Source organism: Pseudomonas sp. GW821-FHT01E10 (assembly GCF_059422365.1).
In genome coordinates, this window is record NZ_JBWKWT010000034.1 from 14,713 (window position 1) to 32,367 (window position 17,655).

16 protein-coding genes and 2 pseudogenes are annotated in these 17,655 nt (G+C 58.7%); 12 read left to right on the forward strand and 6 right to left on the reverse strand.

From position 1 onward, the window contains the following. Positions 1 to 356 precede the first annotated feature (356 nt). A pseudogene (locus tag AC07V0_RS29270) lies at positions 357 to 485 on the reverse strand (Lrp/AsnC ligand binding domain-containing protein); the annotation flags it as partial. Positions 486 to 610: 125 nt separating this feature from the next. Here AC07V0_RS29270 and AC07V0_RS29275 point away from each other — a divergent pair. Further along, on the forward strand, positions 611 to 1,387 hold the full coding sequence (locus AC07V0_RS29275) for a nucleotidyltransferase domain-containing protein (protein WP_495020177.1): 777 nt from the start codon (positions 611 to 613) through the stop codon (positions 1,385 to 1,387). 105 nt (positions 1,388 to 1,492) lie between these two features. On the opposite strand, the gene AC07V0_RS29280 is transcribed toward AC07V0_RS29275, so the two are convergent. Beyond that, a complete protein-coding gene (locus AC07V0_RS29280; protein ID WP_495020178.1) occupies positions 1,493 to 2,668 on the reverse strand; it encodes a XylR family transcriptional regulator in 1,176 nt (391 codons plus the stop codon). A gap of 175 nt (positions 2,669 to 2,843) precedes the next feature. Here AC07V0_RS29280 and xylA point away from each other — a divergent pair, with 175 nt between their 5' ends. The 4 genes from xylA to AC07V0_RS29300 all read left to right on the forward strand — a co-directional run bounded on the left by xylA (position 2,844) and on the right by AC07V0_RS29300 (position 8,082). Further along, positions 2,844 to 4,160 carry a xylose isomerase gene (xylA, locus tag AC07V0_RS29285; RefSeq protein WP_018930055.1) on the forward strand — a complete coding sequence of 439 codons (1,317 nt, stop codon included), beginning with the start codon at positions 2,844 to 2,846 and terminating at the stop codon, positions 4,158 to 4,160. 148 nt (positions 4,161 to 4,308) lie between these two features. Continuing rightward, entirely contained in the window at positions 4,309 to 5,310 is a 1,002-nt protein-coding gene (gene xylF / locus AC07V0_RS29290) for a D-xylose ABC transporter substrate-binding protein (protein WP_018930054.1), read from the forward strand. Between the two features lie 78 nt (positions 5,311 to 5,388). Further along, on the forward strand, positions 5,389 to 6,945 hold the full coding sequence (gene xylG, locus AC07V0_RS29295) for a D-xylose ABC transporter ATP-binding protein (RefSeq protein WP_086944905.1): 1,557 nt from the start codon (positions 5,389 to 5,391) through the stop codon (positions 6,943 to 6,945). Further along, complete coding sequence (locus AC07V0_RS29300; RefSeq protein WP_018930052.1) at positions 6,946 to 8,082, forward strand: sugar ABC transporter permease; 1,137 nt, start codon at positions 6,946 to 6,948, stop codon at positions 8,080 to 8,082. An 87-nt stretch (positions 8,083 to 8,169) separates the two neighbouring features. Here AC07V0_RS29300 and AC07V0_RS29305 read toward each other — a convergent pair whose 3' ends face one another. Both AC07V0_RS29305 and AC07V0_RS29310 read right to left on the reverse strand, forming a co-directional pair. After that, on the reverse strand, positions 8,170 to 9,069 hold the full coding sequence (locus AC07V0_RS29305) for a DMT family transporter (protein WP_018930051.1): 900 nt from the start codon (positions 9,067 to 9,069) through the stop codon (positions 8,170 to 8,172). Positions 9,070 to 9,216: 147 nt separating this feature from the next. Continuing rightward, complete coding sequence (locus tag AC07V0_RS29310; protein ID WP_086944906.1) at positions 9,217 to 10,296, reverse strand: SDR family oxidoreductase; 1,080 nt, start codon at positions 10,294 to 10,296, stop codon at positions 9,217 to 9,219. Positions 10,297 to 10,370: 74 nt separating this feature from the next. Between AC07V0_RS29310 and AC07V0_RS29315 the strand changes: the two genes are divergently transcribed. After that, positions 10,371 to 10,760, forward strand: a complete 390-nt coding sequence (locus AC07V0_RS29315) for a MerR family transcriptional regulator (RefSeq protein ID WP_018930049.1) — start codon at positions 10,371 to 10,373, stop codon at positions 10,758 to 10,760. Between the two features lie 283 nt (positions 10,761 to 11,043). Here AC07V0_RS29315 and AC07V0_RS29320 read toward each other — a convergent pair whose 3' ends face one another. Continuing rightward, positions 11,044 to 11,655: a TetR/AcrR family transcriptional regulator gene (locus AC07V0_RS29320; RefSeq protein ID WP_086944907.1), complete on the reverse strand. Its 612-nt coding sequence runs from the start codon at positions 11,653 to 11,655 to the stop codon at positions 11,044 to 11,046. 85 nt (positions 11,656 to 11,740) lie between these two features. On the opposite strand from AC07V0_RS29320, the gene AC07V0_RS29325 reads away from it, so the two are divergent. Together AC07V0_RS29325 and AC07V0_RS29330 are read left to right on the forward strand one after the other, a co-directional pair. Further along, entirely contained in the window at positions 11,741 to 12,088 is a 348-nt protein-coding gene (locus AC07V0_RS29325) for a darcynin family protein (protein ID WP_026286721.1), read from the forward strand. A gap of 103 nt (positions 12,089 to 12,191) precedes the next feature. Further along, positions 12,192 to 12,284, forward strand: a pseudogene (locus tag AC07V0_RS29330) (VOC family protein); the annotation flags it as partial. Positions 12,285 to 12,371: 87 nt separating this feature from the next. Here the strand turns inward: AC07V0_RS29330 and AC07V0_RS29335 are convergent. Beyond that, entirely contained in the window at positions 12,372 to 13,946 is a 1,575-nt protein-coding gene (locus AC07V0_RS29335; protein ID WP_086944908.1) for a winged helix-turn-helix domain-containing tetratricopeptide repeat protein, read from the reverse strand. A gap of 226 nt (positions 13,947 to 14,172) precedes the next feature. On the opposite strand from AC07V0_RS29335, the gene AC07V0_RS29340 reads away from it, so the two are divergent. The 4 genes from AC07V0_RS29340 (at position 14,173) to AC07V0_RS29355 (ending at position 17,589) form a co-directional block, all read left to right on the forward strand. Next, positions 14,173 to 14,922: an SDR family oxidoreductase gene (locus AC07V0_RS29340; protein ID WP_026286720.1), complete on the forward strand. Its 750-nt coding sequence runs from the start codon at positions 14,173 to 14,175 to the stop codon at positions 14,920 to 14,922. 72 nt (positions 14,923 to 14,994) lie between these two features. After that, complete coding sequence (locus AC07V0_RS29345; protein WP_019648590.1) at positions 14,995 to 15,474, forward strand: carboxymuconolactone decarboxylase family protein; 480 nt, start codon at positions 14,995 to 14,997, stop codon at positions 15,472 to 15,474. Between the two features lie 73 nt (positions 15,475 to 15,547). After that, positions 15,548 to 15,949, forward strand: coding sequence for a cupin domain-containing protein (locus AC07V0_RS29350; RefSeq protein WP_019580213.1), 402 nt, complete (start codon positions 15,548 to 15,550; stop codon positions 15,947 to 15,949). Positions 15,950 to 16,062: 113 nt separating this feature from the next. Then, positions 16,063 to 17,589, forward strand: a complete 1,527-nt coding sequence (locus tag AC07V0_RS29355; protein WP_495020179.1) for an efflux transporter outer membrane subunit — start codon at positions 16,063 to 16,065, stop codon at positions 17,587 to 17,589. Positions 17,590 to 17,655 lie beyond the last annotated feature (66 nt).

Here is a 17,655-nt window from a genome sequence, read left to right on the forward strand (position 1 = left end):
AAAAATTCACCGTGAATTTTGTATTTCTCCTTTAAATTCATTCAGTTATTTATCTATTCGAAAAATGACTTGGTCGCTTACAGAAAAGAATCGCGTCGCTTTTAGAATGCAATTGCCTAGATCAATCTCTAATAACGCTTATTACCAAGCGCACCTGTGTTTTGCGCAGTTGGCCCGGGACGACACGTCAGGGAGCGTTTGCGACACGCCATCAAGGTAATGGGGAGGCGTTACTGAAAACGGAAATTGACGAGCCGCGTCAAAAAGGATGAGAAGCGTCCATTTCCTCACCTGCTCGGAGGACAATCGGGTGGTGGAATGATCTGATCCGGCACCACCCAAAAAACAGGTTCAAATCACAGAGGAAGGGAACGGTCCTGAATGACCCGTTTCATCACCAGGGTGGATGTCAGGCGCTGGACGTTAGGCAGCGTGGAGAGGCGCTCATCATAAAGCTGCTGGAAAGACGGCAGATCCCGGGTGATGGTTGAGTAGAGCAAAACATTCCGGAGTGGAAAGCGGCTAACAAGGGTTTTGACATACTCGGGGTCAAAAGCAGTCACTATTGGCTGTTAAAGTACCTCTCTGAACACAACTCACGGACGGCTTCATGGAACGATTCCATCCTCGTGGCATTGATGCAGACGGTTATATCCTCACCGTGCCCAACGTCGAGGTGCAGCCACAGTTTCAGGATTTACTGGTGGACGTTTGCATGACGCTCGCTCGATCGGAACCTCTGCTGGACGGGGTTTATCTTTATGGCAGCGTCGCTAGGGGCGATGCGGTCCCGGGGGTTTCTGACCTGGACCTAACCCTTGTTCTGCACAGCCCTCCTACGTCGCAGAGTCTCGAAATGTTGGAGTCGAAAAGGCGCACGCTGGAAAGTCGGCATACCGAAGTCATCAAGATCGATTTCGACATCGGTAGTCGTTCTGAAATATTGGCGGCTGACAGTCGATTGAGCTGGGGTTTTTGGCTCAAGCATCACTGTCGTTGCTTATGGGGGAATGATCTGACCAAACGCTTCGACCGGTTCAAGCCGTCGCGTGATATCGCCATTGCCGTGAATGGTGACTTTGAATCCGTACTGACCCGATATGCCGATCTTATCGATCAGGCGACCACACCGACGCAATCGCTACGCTTGCAACGCGAAGCCTCGCGCAAACTCATCCGGTCAACTCAAGTACTTCGCTCTGAACAGGACCTGATGTGGCCGCAAACACTGGAAGAGCATGTCGAGCTGTTTGTTCAGCATTTCCCGTGCATGAGAACGCAGATCTCTTTTTTCTTGTCCCAGGCCAGGAACCCGTACGCTAAGCCAAAAGAGTTTACGACTCAGCTCAATAATTTTTTGACCTGGATGACTTCAAAAACCGGTTAGGTCCGCTTTGGATTGTGGATACAACAGGTAGAAGGAGTGTTGTATCGACCAGTTGAATCCAGCCCTTCGCACCACACAACAATCGACCAATTACACCCCGCATCGCTATCTGACGCCCTGCTGGTATTCACGGGGCGTACATCCAAACTCGCGACGGAACACCGTGTGTAGATATTGAGCGGATTTGAAACCGCAATTACGGGCAACGTCCGCAATCGCTGTGTTGGTATTTTCCAACCCGCTGGTGGCGGCCGTCAGTTTGAAGCGCAGAATCTCGTCGTGCACGCTGCAGCCTCGCACAGTGCGAAAGTGCGACTCCAGCGATGAGCGCGACACGCCAACATAAGCCGCCACTTGCGCCGTCTTGATGCCCTGGCAGGCATATTGGCGGATAAACAGCAGCGCTTGCATGACGTAGGGGTTGCCCAAAGGTTGGTGCAAACTCGACACCTGCACGTTGATCGCATCAGGCGGGATCAGGATGTGCGTGCCCGTGGACGGCTTGCCATGCAGCATCTGGTGCAGCAGTTGCGCGGCGGTGCGGCCCATGGTTTCGGTGCCCTGGATGACCGAGCTCAGGGGGACCCGGGTCAGGCTGCGTGTCAGGGGGTCGTTGTCGATGCCGATCAACGCCACCTGCTCCGGTACGGCGATTCCGGCGGTCAGGCAGGCTTGCAGCAACTGCCGGGCGCGGGCGTCACTGACGGCGATGATGCCAATGGGCTTGGGCAGGCTCTGGAGCCAGGCGATCAGTTGTTCGACGGCGCTGTCCCAGAGCGGTGCGCTGGTGCCCATGCCGCGATAGACCTCGGCGTGCAAGCCGTCACGTTGCATCAGTCGTCGAAAGGATTTTTCCCGCTCCTGAGCCCAACGATTTGCCTGCGCTTCGGGCAGGCTGAAGCAGGCAAAACGCTGCAGCCCTGCCTCGATCAAGTGCGTGTAAGCCAGTGTGATCAGTGCGTTATTGTCGGTAGCGACGTACGGGATCCCTTTGGGATAGGCCCGTTCATCCTGATAAGAACCACCCACCGCCACCACGGGCAACTTGATATCGGCCAGCGCCTCGCCAATCAGCGGATCGTCGAAGTCGGCAATGATTCCGTCACCTTGCCAGCGCTCGATTCCTTTCAAGCGGCAGAGAAAGTCCTCTTCCAGGAACAGGTCCCAGGACGCGCGGGTGCTGCTCAGGTAGTTGCCGATGCCGCTGATGATGCCGCGGTCATAGATCTTGCTCCCGTTGAACAACAGTGCGATGCGGTGAACAGGCGGTACGGTTTTCATTGTTTTCAGGCTTGTTCCGAGCCCCTTGTCACGGAGGCGGTTTGCACAGACTAGGCGTGCAGACGGCGAATCTCAATACGCAAAATCGCACCCGCTGTTGGTGATTTTCATAATCAGCAGGCACGGGGCCGTTGTTAGTATCGAGACACGCCCAAGAACAACAAGGACATTGCCAATGCCGTACTTCCCCGATGTCGACCGGATCCGCTACGAAGGCCCTGCCAGTGATTCTCCCCTCGCCTTCCGTCACTACGACGCCGACAAAATCATCCTCGGCAAACCCATGCGAGAACACCTGCGCATGGCCGCCTGTTATTGGCACACCTTCGTCTGGCCGGGTTCCGATGTGTTCGGTGCAGGTACTTTCAAGCGCCCGTGGCAACACGCCGGCGACCCGATGGAGCTGGCCATTGGCAAGGCGGCAGCCGCGTTCGAGTTCTTCTCCAAATTGGGTATCGACTATTACTGCTTCCATGACACGGATGTCGCCCCGGAAGGCAATTCGCTGAAGGAGTACCGCAACCACTTCGCGCAAATGATTGATCACCTGGAGCGACACCAGGAAGAAAGCGGGATCAAGCTGCTGTGGGGAACCGCCAACTGCTTCAGCAACCCGCGCTTTGCCGCAGGCGCCGCCAGCAACCCTGACCCCGAAGTGTTCGCCTGCGCTGCCGCCCAGGTATTCAGCGCCATGAACGCGACCCAACGGCTGAAAGGGTCCAACTACGTATTGTGGGGCGGTCGCGAAGGCTACGAAACCCTGCTCAACACCGACTTGAAACGTGAACGCGAACAACTGGGCCGCTTCATGCGCATGGTGGTCGAGCACAAGCACAAGATCGGTTTCAAAGGCGACTTGCTGATCGAACCCAAGCCGCAGGAGCCGACCAAGCACCAATACGATTACGACAGCGCCACCGTGTTCGGCTTTCTCCAGCAGTTCGGCCTGGAAAAGGAAATCAAGGTCAACATCGAGGCCAACCACGCGACCCTGGCCGGTCATAGCTTTCATCACGAGATTGCGACGGCCGTCTCGCTGGGGATTTTCGGCAGCATCGACGCCAACCGCGGTGATCCGCAAAACGGCTGGGACACCGATCAATTCCCCAACAGCGTCGAAGAAATGACCCTGGTCACCTATGAAATTCTCAAGGCCGGCGGGTTCAAGAATGGCGGGTTCAACTTCGACTCCAAGGTTCGCCGCCAGAGCCTCGATGAGATCGATCTGTTCCATGGTCACGTCGGCGCAATGGACGTCTTAGCCCTGTCCTTGGAGCGGGCAGCCGCCATGGTGCAGAACGACCAGCTCCAGCTGCTCAAGGATCAACGCTACGCCGGCTGGCAGCAGCCGTTCGGGCAGGCGGTGCTGGCGGGTGAGTTCAACCTCCAGTCATTGGCCGAACACGCATTCGCCAACGAGCTGAATCCGCAGGCCGTCAGCGGCAGGCAGGAGATGCTCGAAAACCTCGTCAACCGGTTTATCTATCGCTGATCGCCAACGGGTCTGCGGGCGCAACAACGCTGTGACATTCGCACGACAAATCTGTGTCCGCTGCGTCTGCAGATTCTCTACAGTTCTACCAGCCCGATACTCATCGTCAGGCCGTGTCTTTCAAACAAAAATAAAAGGACGCACCACCATGAAGAAAGTAAAACGCGCGCTATTGGCCAGCGCCCTGGCTCTGCTGTCGCTGCCGGTGATGGCCGATGCCGCCCACCCGAAAATTGGTTTCTCCATTGATGATCTGCGGCTGGAACGCTGGTCACGTGACCGCGATTACTTCGTTGCGGCGGCGGAAAAAATGGACGCCAAGGTCTTCGTACAGTCGGCCGATGCCAACGAGCAAAAGCAGATTTCGCAAATCGAAAATCTCATTTCTCGTGGCGTCGATGTGATCGTCATCGTGCCGTTCAACGCTACCGTCCTGACCAACGCAGTGGCCGAAGCGAAGAAAGCCGGAATCAAGGTCGTGTCCTATGACCGTCTGATACTCAACGCGGATATCGACGCCTACATTTCCTTCGATAACGAAAAGGTCGGCGAGATGCAGGCCAGCGGCGTGCTGCACGCAGCGCCCAAGGGCAATTACTTCCTGCTCGGTGGTGCGCCTACCGACAACAATGCAAAAGTCCTGCGCGAAGGGCAGATGAAAGTGCTGCAACCGGCCATCGACAAGGGTGATATCAAGATCGTCGGCCAACAATGGGTGAAGGAATGGAACCCTACCGAAGCGCTGAGCATTGTTGAAAACGCCTTGACCCGCAACGCCAACAAAATCGACGGCATCGTCGCCTCCAACGACGCCACGGCAGGCGGCGCCATCCAGGCCCTGGCCGCTCAGCAACTGGCCGGCAAGGTGCCGATTTCGGGGCAGGATGCGGACCTTGCAGCGGTCAAGCGAGTGATCGCCGGCACTCAAACCATGACCGTGTACAAGCCGCTGAAACTCATCGCCTCCGAAGCCGCCAAGCTCTCGGTGCAACTGGCGCGTAACGAGAAACCCGCCTACAGCTCGCAGTACGACAACGGCAGCAAAAAAGTCGACACCATCCTGCTCACTCCGACTCCGTTGACCAAGGACAACATCGACCTGCTGGAACAGGACGGGTTCTACACCAAGGCGCAGATTGCCGGAAAGTGATCATCACCCCGTAATGCCCCCTGCAGGAGCTCGCTCCTGCGGGACCAGCCCCGTACCTGCCGCTTATGAGTCTCTGCCATGTCCGACTATCTGCTGCAAATGAACGGTATCGTCAAAACCTTCGGCGGTGTCAAAGCGCTCAATGGCATCGACATCAAGGTCAAGCCGGGTGAGTGCGTCGGGCTGTGCGGCGAGAATGGCGCCGGCAAGTCCACGCTGATGAAGATCCTTTCCGCGGTGTACCCCCATGGCACCTGGGACGGTGAGATCCTCTGGGACGGTCAACCGCTCAAGGCGCAATCGATCAGCGAAACGGAAGCCGCCGGTATCGTCATCATTCACCAGGAACTGACGCTGGTTCCCGACCTGTCGGTGGCCGAGAACATTTTCATGGGCCATGAACTGACGCTGCCTGGTGGGCGGATGAATTACCCGGCGATGATCCACCGCGCCGAAGCCCTGATGCGTGAACTGAAAGTGCCGGACATGAACGTATCGCTGCCGGTTTCGCAATACGGCGGCGGCTATCAGCAACTGGTGGAAATCGCCAAGGCACTGAACAAGCAGGCACGCCTGCTGATCCTCGACGAGCCTTCATCGGCCCTGACCCGTTCGGAAATCGAGGTGTTGCTGGACATCATCCGCGACCTCAAGGCCAAGGGTGTTGCCTGTGTCTACATCTCCCACAAGCTCGATGAAGTGGCCGCCGTGTGCGACACCATTTCGGTAATCCGGGACGGCAAACACATCGCCACGACCGCCATGGCGGACATGGATATTCCACAGATCATCACCCAGATGGTCGGACGGGAAATGAGCAACCTCTACCCCACCGAACCACACGACATTGGCGAGGTGATTTTCGAAGCCCGCCACATCACCTGCTACGACGTCGACAACCCCAGACGCAAACGGGTCGACGATATTTCGTTCACCCTCAAACGCGGGGAAATCCTCGGCATCGCCGGGCTGGTCGGTGCAGGCCGCACCGAACTGGTGACCGCGCTGTTCGGCGCCTACCCCGGTCGTCACGAAGGCGAAGTCTGGCTGGATGGCCAACTCATCGACACCCGCACGCCGCTCAAGTCAATCCGTGCCGGCCTGTGCCTGGTGCCCGAGGACCGCAAGCGCCAGGGCATCATTCCAGACCTGGGAGTCGGCCAGAACATCACCCTGGCCGTGCTGGACAGTTACTCGAAACTGACCCGCATCGATACCGAAGCCGAACTGGCCAGCATCGATCGGGAAATTTCGCGCCTGCACCTCAAGACCGCGAGCCCGTTCCTGCCGATCACCAGTCTATCCGGCGGCAATCAACAAAAAGCCGTATTGGCGAAGATGCTGCTGACCAAACCCCGGGTCCTGATTCTCGATGAGCCCACCCGAGGTGTCGATGTCGGCGCCAAGTACGAGATCTACAAGCTGATGGGGGCGCTGGCGGCCGAAGGCGTGTCGATCATCATGGTGTCTTCGGAGCTGGCCGAAGTGCTCGGCGTTTCCGACCGCGTACTGGTGATCGGCGAAGGCCGGTTGCAGGGCGACTTCATCAACCATGAACTCACTCAGGAACAGGTGCTCGCCGCCGCACTCAGCCAGCCTGACAGCCATAACAATAAAGATCGGAAATCCGCGTAAATGAATCAGGTCAAACAACTCTTCACCCGCTACAAGATGCTCGCGCTGGTGTTTGCCGTGGCGTTTATCTGGCTGTTCTTCAGCTGGCAGACCGAGGGCGGATTCCTGACACCGCGCAACCTCTCCAATCTGCTGCGCCAGATGTCCATTACCGGGATTCTCGCCTGCGGCATGGTGCTGGTCATCATCAGCGGCGAGATCGATTTGTCGGTCGGCTCATTGCTGGGCCTGCTCGGTGGCGTCGCGGCCATTCTCGACGTTATCTACCACATACCGCTGCTGGCGAACCTGAGCCTTGTCGTCCTGTGCGGACTGCTGATCGGCCTCGCCAACGGCTACATGGCCGCCTACCTGCGCATTCCGTCATTCATCGTGGGGCTGGGGGGCATGCTGGCTTTCCGCGGCATTTTGCTGGGGATTACCGGCGGCACGACCATTGCCCCGGTGTCGCCGGAGCTCGTCTACATTGGCCAGGGTTATTTGCCACACACGATCGGCACAGGCCTGGGCGTTCTGCTGTTCGCACTGACGTTGTTCCTGACCTGGAAACAACGGCGCAATCGCGCCCTTCACGGCCTGGCGGCACATTCACTGGTGCGTGACGTAGCACGCGTGCTGTTGATCGGCGCGGTGCTGGCCGGCTTCGTCCAGACCCTCAACAGCTATGACGGCATTCCCGTGCCGGTCCTGCTTCTGCTGATCCTGCTGGGCGGGTTCAGCTACGTGACCAGTCAGACCGTCTTCGGCCGACGCGTCTATTCCGTGGGCAGCAACATGGAAGCGACGCGCCTGTCCGGTATCAATGTACAGGCCGTGAAGCTCTGGATTTTCGGGATCATGGGCGTGATGTGCGCCCTCGCCGGGGTGGTCAACACCGCGCGCCTGGCTGCCGGTTCGCCCTCGGCCGGCAGCATGGGCGAACTCGACGCCATCGCCGCCTGCTTCATCGGCGGCACCTCCATGCGCGGCGGCTCCGGCACTGTCTACGGCGCCCTCCTCGGCGCGCTGGTCATCACCAGCCTGGACAACGGTATGTCCATGCTCGACGTCGACAGTTATTGGCAGATGATCGTCAAGGGCAGCATTCTGGTGTTGGCCGTATGGGTAGATGTGAGCACCCGGACCGGACGACGCTGATCCGTTGCGGATGAGGCCAGAAGCGGTCAGTCGCTCAAAACACTTAAAAGCCACTGATTGCTAAAGCAATCAGGATCCGAAAACAGCTCACTCGGTCGAAGGGACGGATGCTTTGCTGCCCAAGCGGATCAGCTCATTGGAAAAACACAGGCCGACGATGATCAGTACTGCCCCTGCGTACAGGCTTTCGCGCGGTACTTCATTGAGCACCACAAACGCCAGCAGCGCGGCGAACAACGGCTCGGTCAGCTCCAGCGCCTGCACTTGGGATGGCTTGAGATACTCGATGGCCTTGGTGGTGCAGAAGAAGCCCAGGATTGTCGGCAGCGCGGCCAGCGCCAGCAGTGCGGCGATCGCCAGCGGCGACAGCTCGCCGATCGCGAAACCATCGGCCGCGGCCGGCATCAACAGGTACAGGCTGCCAAAGAACAACAATTGCCGGGTGAAGTGCAGCCCCCCCGACACACCCATCCGCTTCATGGCAACCGAAAAGGCCCCGTAGCCGCAGCCGGCCATGGAGGCTAGCGCAGCACCTTGCAGGGTAAAGCCCTGCTGCAGGTCGGCGCCGAAGATCACCGCGATCCCAGCGATAGCCAGTGCGGCACCCACGGTCGCGTTCGCGGTGATGGCATCCTTGAGGAAAATGCGCCCCAGAATGATCGAGGAAATTGAGGCACTGGCCATCAGCACAACCACCACACCTGCCGCAGCGTAGTGCCGATAGGCGGACGTTTCGAAGTGGAACAGCACAAAGATGCCAAGGAATGCGCAGATAGCCGCCTGAGTCCATTTGGTCGTCGACGCCGGACGCTTGAGGAAAAGCAGCAAGATCGAGAGAAGCATGCAACCCAGTACGGTCTTGATGACAGCGACACTGCTGGCGGTGAAGCCATTACTCATGAGTACTTTGCTGAGTACACCGATCGTTGCGTTCAGTGCCGCGGCGGAGAGGGCAAATATGATGCCTTTGCTGAAAGTAGATTGCATTGATGACGATCCCTGTCGCTGAATTGTCGTTCGATAGAATGCCGCCCTACATCGACGGCGCAAAGGTTGAGGATACGAAGATTCCGCCAACCCCACTATTTATTGTGACATAAGGGGCTAACGATTTTGTCGCCCCCAAGGGTGAAGTCAGAGGGCCTGGCCCTTGGCTATGCAATATGAGTTGACGAACGTTGCAGTGTGCTGCAAAGACTGACGTATATCCGGTTTGGCTATTCCATGTCTGTTGGCAAATTGCTCGACCGCTGCTGTATCAAAACGAGTGGTCTGGATAAAGTCCAAGGCTTCGGGTTTTGTATTCAAAAACCGCGCCACGGGAGGAATACTCAGTAGCAACTTCAGCAAACGGAGTGGAATGTAATGCTTGGGAGACTTTAAGCCCAAAGGTTGTGCCACCTGTACCAGGAGTTCTCGCAAGTTGGGAGTTTGGTCATCCAGCGCCAGCAGTTCCTGGCCCACCATGGCAGGATCAAAAGCACAAACCGCCACCAGCTCAACCAGGTAATCCACGGTGACCAGTGGCAGCCAGTGCTCGGCGGTACCGGGCACTGCAGTCAGCTTTCCCTGCACAAGGTTGCGTATCAGCTCCACCAGCGGCTGACCTTCAAGGATATACCCCGTGCGGCTGTGGCCACAAACCGTCGCGGGGTGGACAACGGTCATCTCCCCGCCCTTGGCGGACATGACCTCCAGGGTCGCAAAATGCGCCTCCAGCTTGCTCCCCTCGTAACCACCGACATGTCGGTAGACGGCAGGCCAATTCGTCAGCTCCGGATAACGAGGATCAATTCCGATGCGCTGCAGATGTTCATGATTTTTCAGCATGTAGCCGCCGATCATCACTAACCGGCTTTTTTGCTCAGCCGCCAACAGCGCCACGCGCTTTGCCCCTTCCACATTCACCGCACGAGAATGCTCCACTGAAAGCCCCCATGCGAAGTGGGCGCCCAGGTGGAATATGACTCTGGCACGCCTTAGCACTTCTCGGTCAGCAAGACTCAGCCCGAGGTTGTCCCGTTCCAGATCGCCAGCTACGGCAAATACCCGGGTTGCGCACCCTCCCAAATTATCGACTTGCTCCCGCAGTGCAGCTAGTCGCTCCGGGCGACGCATCAACACCCGAATGGTGTGACCTTTTGCACTCAGGTACGCCACCAAATGTTGACCGATGAAGCCGGTACCCCCCGTGACAAAGCACTCCACGCTCATTTCCCTGTTCCTTGTTTAAGGTGAGAAATCAAGCGTAAACTATCGACCCAACTCTACAGTCAAGAGGTGTTTTCATGAAAATCGGTGAACTCGAAACCCGCAGCGGCGCCAGCCGCCATACGCTGCGTTACTACGAGCAAATCGGCCTGATCTCATCGCTGCGGCAAACTAACAACTATCGCGTTTACACAGCGCAAACTCTGCAGGATCTGGACTTTATCCAGCGCGCGCAAAGCATGGGGTTTTCCCTGGGGGAAATAGGCGAGATTCTGGATGCGCAGCGGAACAAGCTGATCGATTGTGCTGACGGCGCTAAGCTAATTGAAAAAAAGATGGCAGAAATCAAACAGAAAATCGCCAGCTTCCAAAGCATTTATCGATATCTGGATGAAGAGCGTGCAAACCTCGAAGCCAGTGCTGCCAAGCAACTTGAGCTTCAGCAGCGGAACAACGCTTCCAACTGAACTGTCAGCTTCTGGGAAACGGAAGCTGCAGCCTGCTTACCGTTTCAAGCCCATCGCTTACGCATGTTCTAAAACCTTGTGGCCAGGCCCTAGGGAAATTCTGAAAAAGACTTCCTGATTTTGGCAAAATTTCCGGACTTCCCCCGCCGAGCTTCCAGAGAGTTCCGATAGCGCTACCTCTCGCCCACCGTTCCAGTCAGAGGTTCGCCGAGCACAATCGATCACCACCCTTACACCATCCGGTCTTGTCTCCTGGCCGCCAAGAGCTGGCCCAGACAGCCCACTACCCGCACAAAAACCCCAGCAACGCTCGCATCACCCGTCCTTCCAAACTCACCGCATCCGTCTCCCCCCGCTCCCCCGCCGCATCGATCATGCCGTGGGCCATCGCCAGCAGGTCTTGCGCGGTCTGCAGTACATCGGCGCAGACCCACGGGGCTGACGGAAGGGTCAGCGCCGCTATCAGTTCGGTAAGAATGACGTTGGCCACGCGCTCATGGCGCTCTTGCAGCGGTAAGCGACGCTCTTCGAAGTCGATGATTCTGGCCAGTTCCGGGCGCCGTAGCTGGTGGGCGACGGAGGCCTGGACCAGTGCGCGGATGCGTGCGAGGGCGTCGTCGTGTTGATGGACGTGCTGGACGTCATCGAGCAACTGAGTGGTTTCGCGTTCGATCAAGGCGACGGTCAGGGCGTCGCGGTTGGGGAAGTACTGGTACAGCGAGCCGATGCTTACGCCGGCGCGCTGCGCCACGGCGTTGGTGGAGCAGGCGGCGAGGCCGTCGGTTTCGAGAATGCGAGCAGCGGCTTCGAGAATGGTCTCGACGGTGTTGGCCGAACGGCGCTGGCTCGGGAGTTTGCGGGGGTTTAAGGGCGGTATTTCGCGGTGTTTGGTCATGATCGGGATGCGAGTTTTAAATATGAGTTATGACTCGTATTCTGGATTGGCTTTCCCCACTCTTCAACTACCAGGAATCATTATCATGGCTACGACATCACTGAGTGTTTTCATGTTGGTCAAGACCACCCAGGAATGGCTGGGGTTTTCAGTCGAGCATCGCTTTGAGCTGATGCGCACGCAGATGGAGCCGATTTTGCAAAAGCATGCGGCGCAGGTCTCGATGCGGTTTTTCGACATCGAGTTCTATTCGGCGCGGGTCACCGATCTGTGGTTGTGGGAAACCGACAGTCATCATGCGTATGAACTGCTGGTGGAGGATCTGCGGGAGACGCCGTTCTGGGATCGGTATTTCACCATCGTCGAGATTTTGCCGGGGGTGGAGAATGCCTATGCCAAGAATTATGATCAGGCACCGTTGTTGAGTGCGTAATGAAAATACCCCGACTCCACCCGCCAAGTTTTCCGATGAAGCAAATGACTTTCGCCGATGCCGAGTACGCCGGAAAACGCAAGCAGACCCGTAAAGAGTTGTTCCTGATCGAGCGGCGGCCAAGCGCGCGTTCGACGCCATGATGGGGATGAGCAAGATCGACATCGCAGCGATCGAAGCGGCGCTGGGGCGTTAGCCAACGCTGCTTGGGGCTGGGCGTTTGGATATGTCGATTCTGGCTGCTCCAGACGCCTCTCCCCGCGCAGTGAACAGGCGGTGCCCCTTATTCCGGCAGTCCCGCTTTGCGTAGACCGTCCACCAGCGTGGCGAGATTCTCCGGCCTGTGGATCGGTAGCCAATCAGAGATATTGCTGAGGCACAACGTAGGATCGAGCTTGCGCAAATGGTCCATCGCACGCTGCGCTTCGGCCATCCGTCCGGCAAGCGCATGGCTCGCTGCAAGGATGGCGACAGCCAACAGAAAATCGGGCAAATCCCGAAGTGCTTTCTCCGCCCATGACGACGCCGTATCAAAGCGCCCCACGAAGAGATTCGCGACTGCCATTCCGGCTTGCATTCTGTACAGCTCCGGGTCGAGGGGACTGAACCGCATGGCGTGCGTAAAGTACTCGATGGCTGCATCGGTTTCGCCGTGCCAGAGTCTGAGGAACGCGCCGAGGAACCATGCGGCGGCGAGGTTCGGATTGAGCACGAGTGCCTTGTCCAGCAATGCAATGCCACCCCGCAGGTCGCCGGCAAGATAGCCAAGCGTATGGCCGCTTCTGGTGAGAGCGACCGCATCGCCCTTGTCCAACTCCACTGCCCGGCGAGCGAGTCGGATACCCTCCGCGACCTCCCGTGGGTGATCAGTCATCCAGCGATTGGCTTTGCGCCAACTATGACACCAGGCCGCCATCGCATAGGCCGATGCAAAATCCGGGTCGCACTCTATGGCCCTATGGAAGAGCGGCAGCGCCTGGTCGATGGCCTCCCGGGTGCCATGATGAAGCTTGGCCATTGCGCGCAGATAGTAATCGTAGGCGTCGAGACTTTCGGTGGGCGTGTGCCTCGCACGTTCGATCTCCGCCCGCTCAAGCTGTGGCGCGATCGCGCCAACCACGCTTTCGGTGATCTGGTCCTGCAGTTCGAAAATGTCCCCCAGCACACCTTCGAAACGACCCGCCCAATGGTGAGCCCCGGTTGTCGCATCGATCAGCTGGGCCGTGATGCGCACGCGATTGTTGGCTTTGCGCCAACTGCCCTCCAGCACATAGCGAACGCCCAATTCGCGACCGACTTGTTTCACGTCCACCGTACGGGTCTTGTAGGTAAAGCTCGAGTTGCGCGCGACGACAAACAGCCAGCGATACTGCGACAGCGCCGCGATGATGTCCCCTACCACGCCGTCGGCCAGGTAATCCTGCTCTTCATCCCCGCTCAAGTTCACGAACGGCAAGACCGCGATGGACGGTTTGGCCGGCAGCGCCGGCTCGGATGCAGAGGCTTGAACCGAGGGGGCGGATTCGGTGCCTGGAAGGCCAACGCAATCCAGCGACTTGACGTCGGCGACGAAGCGGAACCCCTTGCGGGCCACCGTTCGAATCACACGCTGCTGCTGACCGTTGTCACCGACCGCCTTGCGCACCGCATTGATATGACTGGCCAGGGTCGACTCGGAGACTATACGTCCGACCCATATCGCATTGATCAGATCGTCCCTGCTGACGACGTGCTCGCGGTTCTGCGCCAGGTAAACCAGCAGGTCGAAAACCTGGGGCGCAGTGGCAACGACCTGGGAGGCCCGAAGGAGTTCTCGCCGGTCCAGGTCGAGCACGCAGTCATCAAACACCAATAGCATTCAGGGCTCCTGTCCCGTACTCACGCGCCGGGCACATGCCCGTGGTTACCGGCCGACGATTGGCGGCCAGGGGACGTGATTTATAACACGGGTTCCTGGACAAATAGCCAAGCCAAATTCAATGGAAACCCAAGGCTTCGACAAAGTATCGCGCCCGGCTGGCGAGCATGCTCCCTACATCGATCACTGCAACGAATTTGATCGACACCCAACCGAGGAGCGGGACATGAAAATTGTCGTTATTGGCGGTAGCGGACTGATCGGGTCGAACATTGTCAGCAGGCTACGTCTCTATGGACACGAGACGGTGGCGGCCTCGCCACGTACGGGCGTGAACACCCTCACCGGCGAGGGGCTGGCCGAAGCGCTTGCCGGTGCCCAGGTCGTCGTCGATGTGGCGAACTCCCCCTCATTTGAAGACCGGGCCGTCATGGAGTTCTTTCAAACGTCCGGTCGAAACCTGCTTGCAGCCGAAGCGGCCGCTGGGGTGGAGCACCATGTCGCGCTCTCTGTCGTAGGCCCCGATCGTCTTCCGCAAAGTGGTTACTTCCGGGCAAAAGTCGCCCAGGAAGAGCTGATCAAGGCGTCGAAGATCCCCTACACCATCCTGCGTTCGACGCAGTTCTTCGAGTTCATCGAAGGCATTGTCAATTCGGGTGCCGACGGCGACACGATTCGCCTCTCGCCTGCCCTTATCCAGCCCATCGCATCGGATGACGTCTCGGCGGTGCTGGCCGATCTTGCGGTCGGGGCACCGGTCAATGGCATCGTCGAAGTGGGCGGACCGGATCGTTTCCCTCTCGATGAACTGGCGCGCAAGTTTCTTGCCGCGCACCACGACAAGCGGCAGGTCATCGCCGACGTGCATGCGCGCTACTTCGGCGATGAGTTGAATGATCGATCCCTGGTCGCGGGCGACGACGCGCACATCGGTCCGACACGCTTCCTGAACTGGCTCAGCCGCACATCGGCTTAAAGACCGCGCCAGTCAGCCAGGCAGGACGCTATCGAATCTCCACCTACGTATTTCTCACACAGAGGATTCACCATGACCCAGCGCATCGATTACCAGAAGCAATCCCCCGAGCTGTTCAAGAAGTTCGTCGAGTTCAGCCTTGCCTTCAAGCAATGCGCCATCGAGGAGTCGCTGCGCGATCTCGTGGATATCAGGGCATCGCAACTCAACGGCTGCGCCTTCTGCGTGGACATGCACGTGAAGGAAGCCACGATCCATGGCGAGCGGCCCCTCAGGATCCACCATGTCGCCATCTGGCGTGAGTCAACGCTGTTCAGCCCACGCGAACGCGCGGCCTTGGCATGGACCGAAATCCTTACCCAGATTCCCGCCCATGGCGTGCCTGATGAGCTCTATGAGCGTGTTCGTATACAACTGTCCGAGAAAGAGATATCGGACCTGACCTTCCTGATCATGTCGATCAATGCCTGGAATCGCATCAACGTGGGCTTCCAGGTCGTGCCCGGCTCGTACGACAAGGCATTCGGCGTAGACAAGTCCGGCCTGTCCTGATCAGGCATCGGCACACAGGCGCAGCCCCGCCAGGGTGCTGCGCCATCTACTAATCGACAACGAGGAACACGCCATGTCCATTTTCAGAACCTTCGCCATAGGACTCCTGTTGACCACCGGCACCGCCGGCGCGCAGGAGGCATTGCCACCGGCGCAGGTAACACCGCTGATGACCAAAGCACTGGCGGACTATCCCGGTAAGGAAGCGGTGATGATTACGGTGGAGTTTCCACCGGGTGGAGGCGATCCCGTGCATCGGCACAATGCACACGGATTCATCTATGTGCTGGAGGGTTCGATTGTGATGGGCGTGCGCGGCGGCGAATCCGTCACGCTGACACCGGGCCAGACCTTCTACGAAGGCCCGGACGACGTCCACACGGTCGGGCGCAACGCCAGCCTCACCAAACCCGCCAAGTTTCTGGTCGTCCTGTTGAAGGACAAGAGCAAGCCCATTTTTACTCCGGTGCACTGACAGCACCGCCCGCACACGCGGCCAGCTGCGTGCTCGGTGACGCCCTGCTCGGCCGACATCATCCGTTCAACGATATCGGCCTGGGGCGCTCCCTTCCTCGACAGGACGCTGCAATGACTTCTCAACGGCTGCTTTCACAATTACGGCAGTGCGCAATCGCAACCCTAGGCGCAGTTTCGCTGGCCGGCTGCATGGTCGGCCCCGACTTCGTGAAGCCTGAAAACGGTCTTCACCAAACGGTGCTAGCGCCCAGACAGGACTACCCAAGCGCCGCCCTGACTTCCGACGCCGCAGTGCCCTCCCAGTGGTGGTTGTTGTTCAACGACGCCGCGCTCGCCGAGCTGCAATCACGTGCGCAGGCTGACAACCTTGATCTGCTCATAGCCTCCGAACGCATTGAGCAAAGCCGAGCGCAACTGGGCATCGCCTCCTCGCAGTTGCTGCCCAGCGTGGCGGCCAATGCCAGCTACACGCGTGAGGGGCTCAGCGAACATGGCAAGTTCGCCGCCCTGGGAGCGCCTACTGCCCCCGATAATTTCTGGCAGCTTGGATTCGATGCCAGTTGGGAGCTCGATCTGTGGGGCCGTGCCCAACGCACGCGCGAAGGTGCTGCAGCGACCCTGGAAGCCACGGTGTATGACCGCGAAGCGGCACGGGTGGCTTTGTCCGCCGAAGTGGCGCGCACCTATTTGCAGTTGCGCGGAACGCAGGCACAACTGGACATTGCACAGCAAAATCTGAGGATTGCCGAACGCACCCTCGGCCTGGCCGAAAGCCGCGAGCGTAACGGCGTCGCGACGCGCTTCGAAACCTCGTCCGCTCGCGCGCAATTGGCGACGATCAAAGCCTTGGTTCCCGAACTGACCCAGCGCCGCAACGCACTGATGAATGCCCTCGCGTTGTTGATGGGAGAACAGCCACGCACACTCGATGCGCAACTGCGTCAAGCCATGCCCTTGCCTTCGCTGCCGACCCGCGTACCGGTCGGCGTCCCTTCGGAATTGGCTCACCGGCGACCCGACATCCTGCGCGCCGAAGCCCAGCTGCATGCCGCGACAGCCGCCATCGGTGTGGCCAAGGCTGATTTCTACCCGCGTATCGGTTTGAAAGGAAAAGTCGGCGTGGAAGCTTTTGAAAGCAGCGATCTCGCGAGTTGGGACTCGCGCTTCTTTTCCGTCGGCCCGACGGTTTACCTCCCGATCTTCCAGGGCGGACGGTTGACGCAACGCCTGGCCCTGAACCAATCACGGCAAAAAACCGCCGCGCTGGCTTATCGGCAAACGGTATTGCGAGCCTGGCATGAAGTGCACAACGCCCTGGATGCCTGGGCGGCACAACAACGCCGGCACGCTGAATTGCTGGATTCGTACGAACAGAACAAGCAAGCACTGCAGTCTGCCGAACGCGGCTATCAGCAAGGCGCTACGGACTATCTGAGCGTACTGACGGCGCAGCTCAATGTGCTTGCCAGCCAAACCAGTCTCAATGACAGCGCGACCAACGCCACGCTCACCGTGGTCAACCTCTACAAGTCGCTGGGTGGCGGTTGGGACCCGCAGGCTGGCATCGATCATTCAACGGCACCTCCATCGGTTGCCCTCGCGTCTCCGGTCGTTTCACCTTCGAAGGCCGACCAATGAACGGAGTCGCATTGTCGCCAGCGCACGTCCCTGCTACCGCAACGCCCGGGGCCAAACCCTCGATAC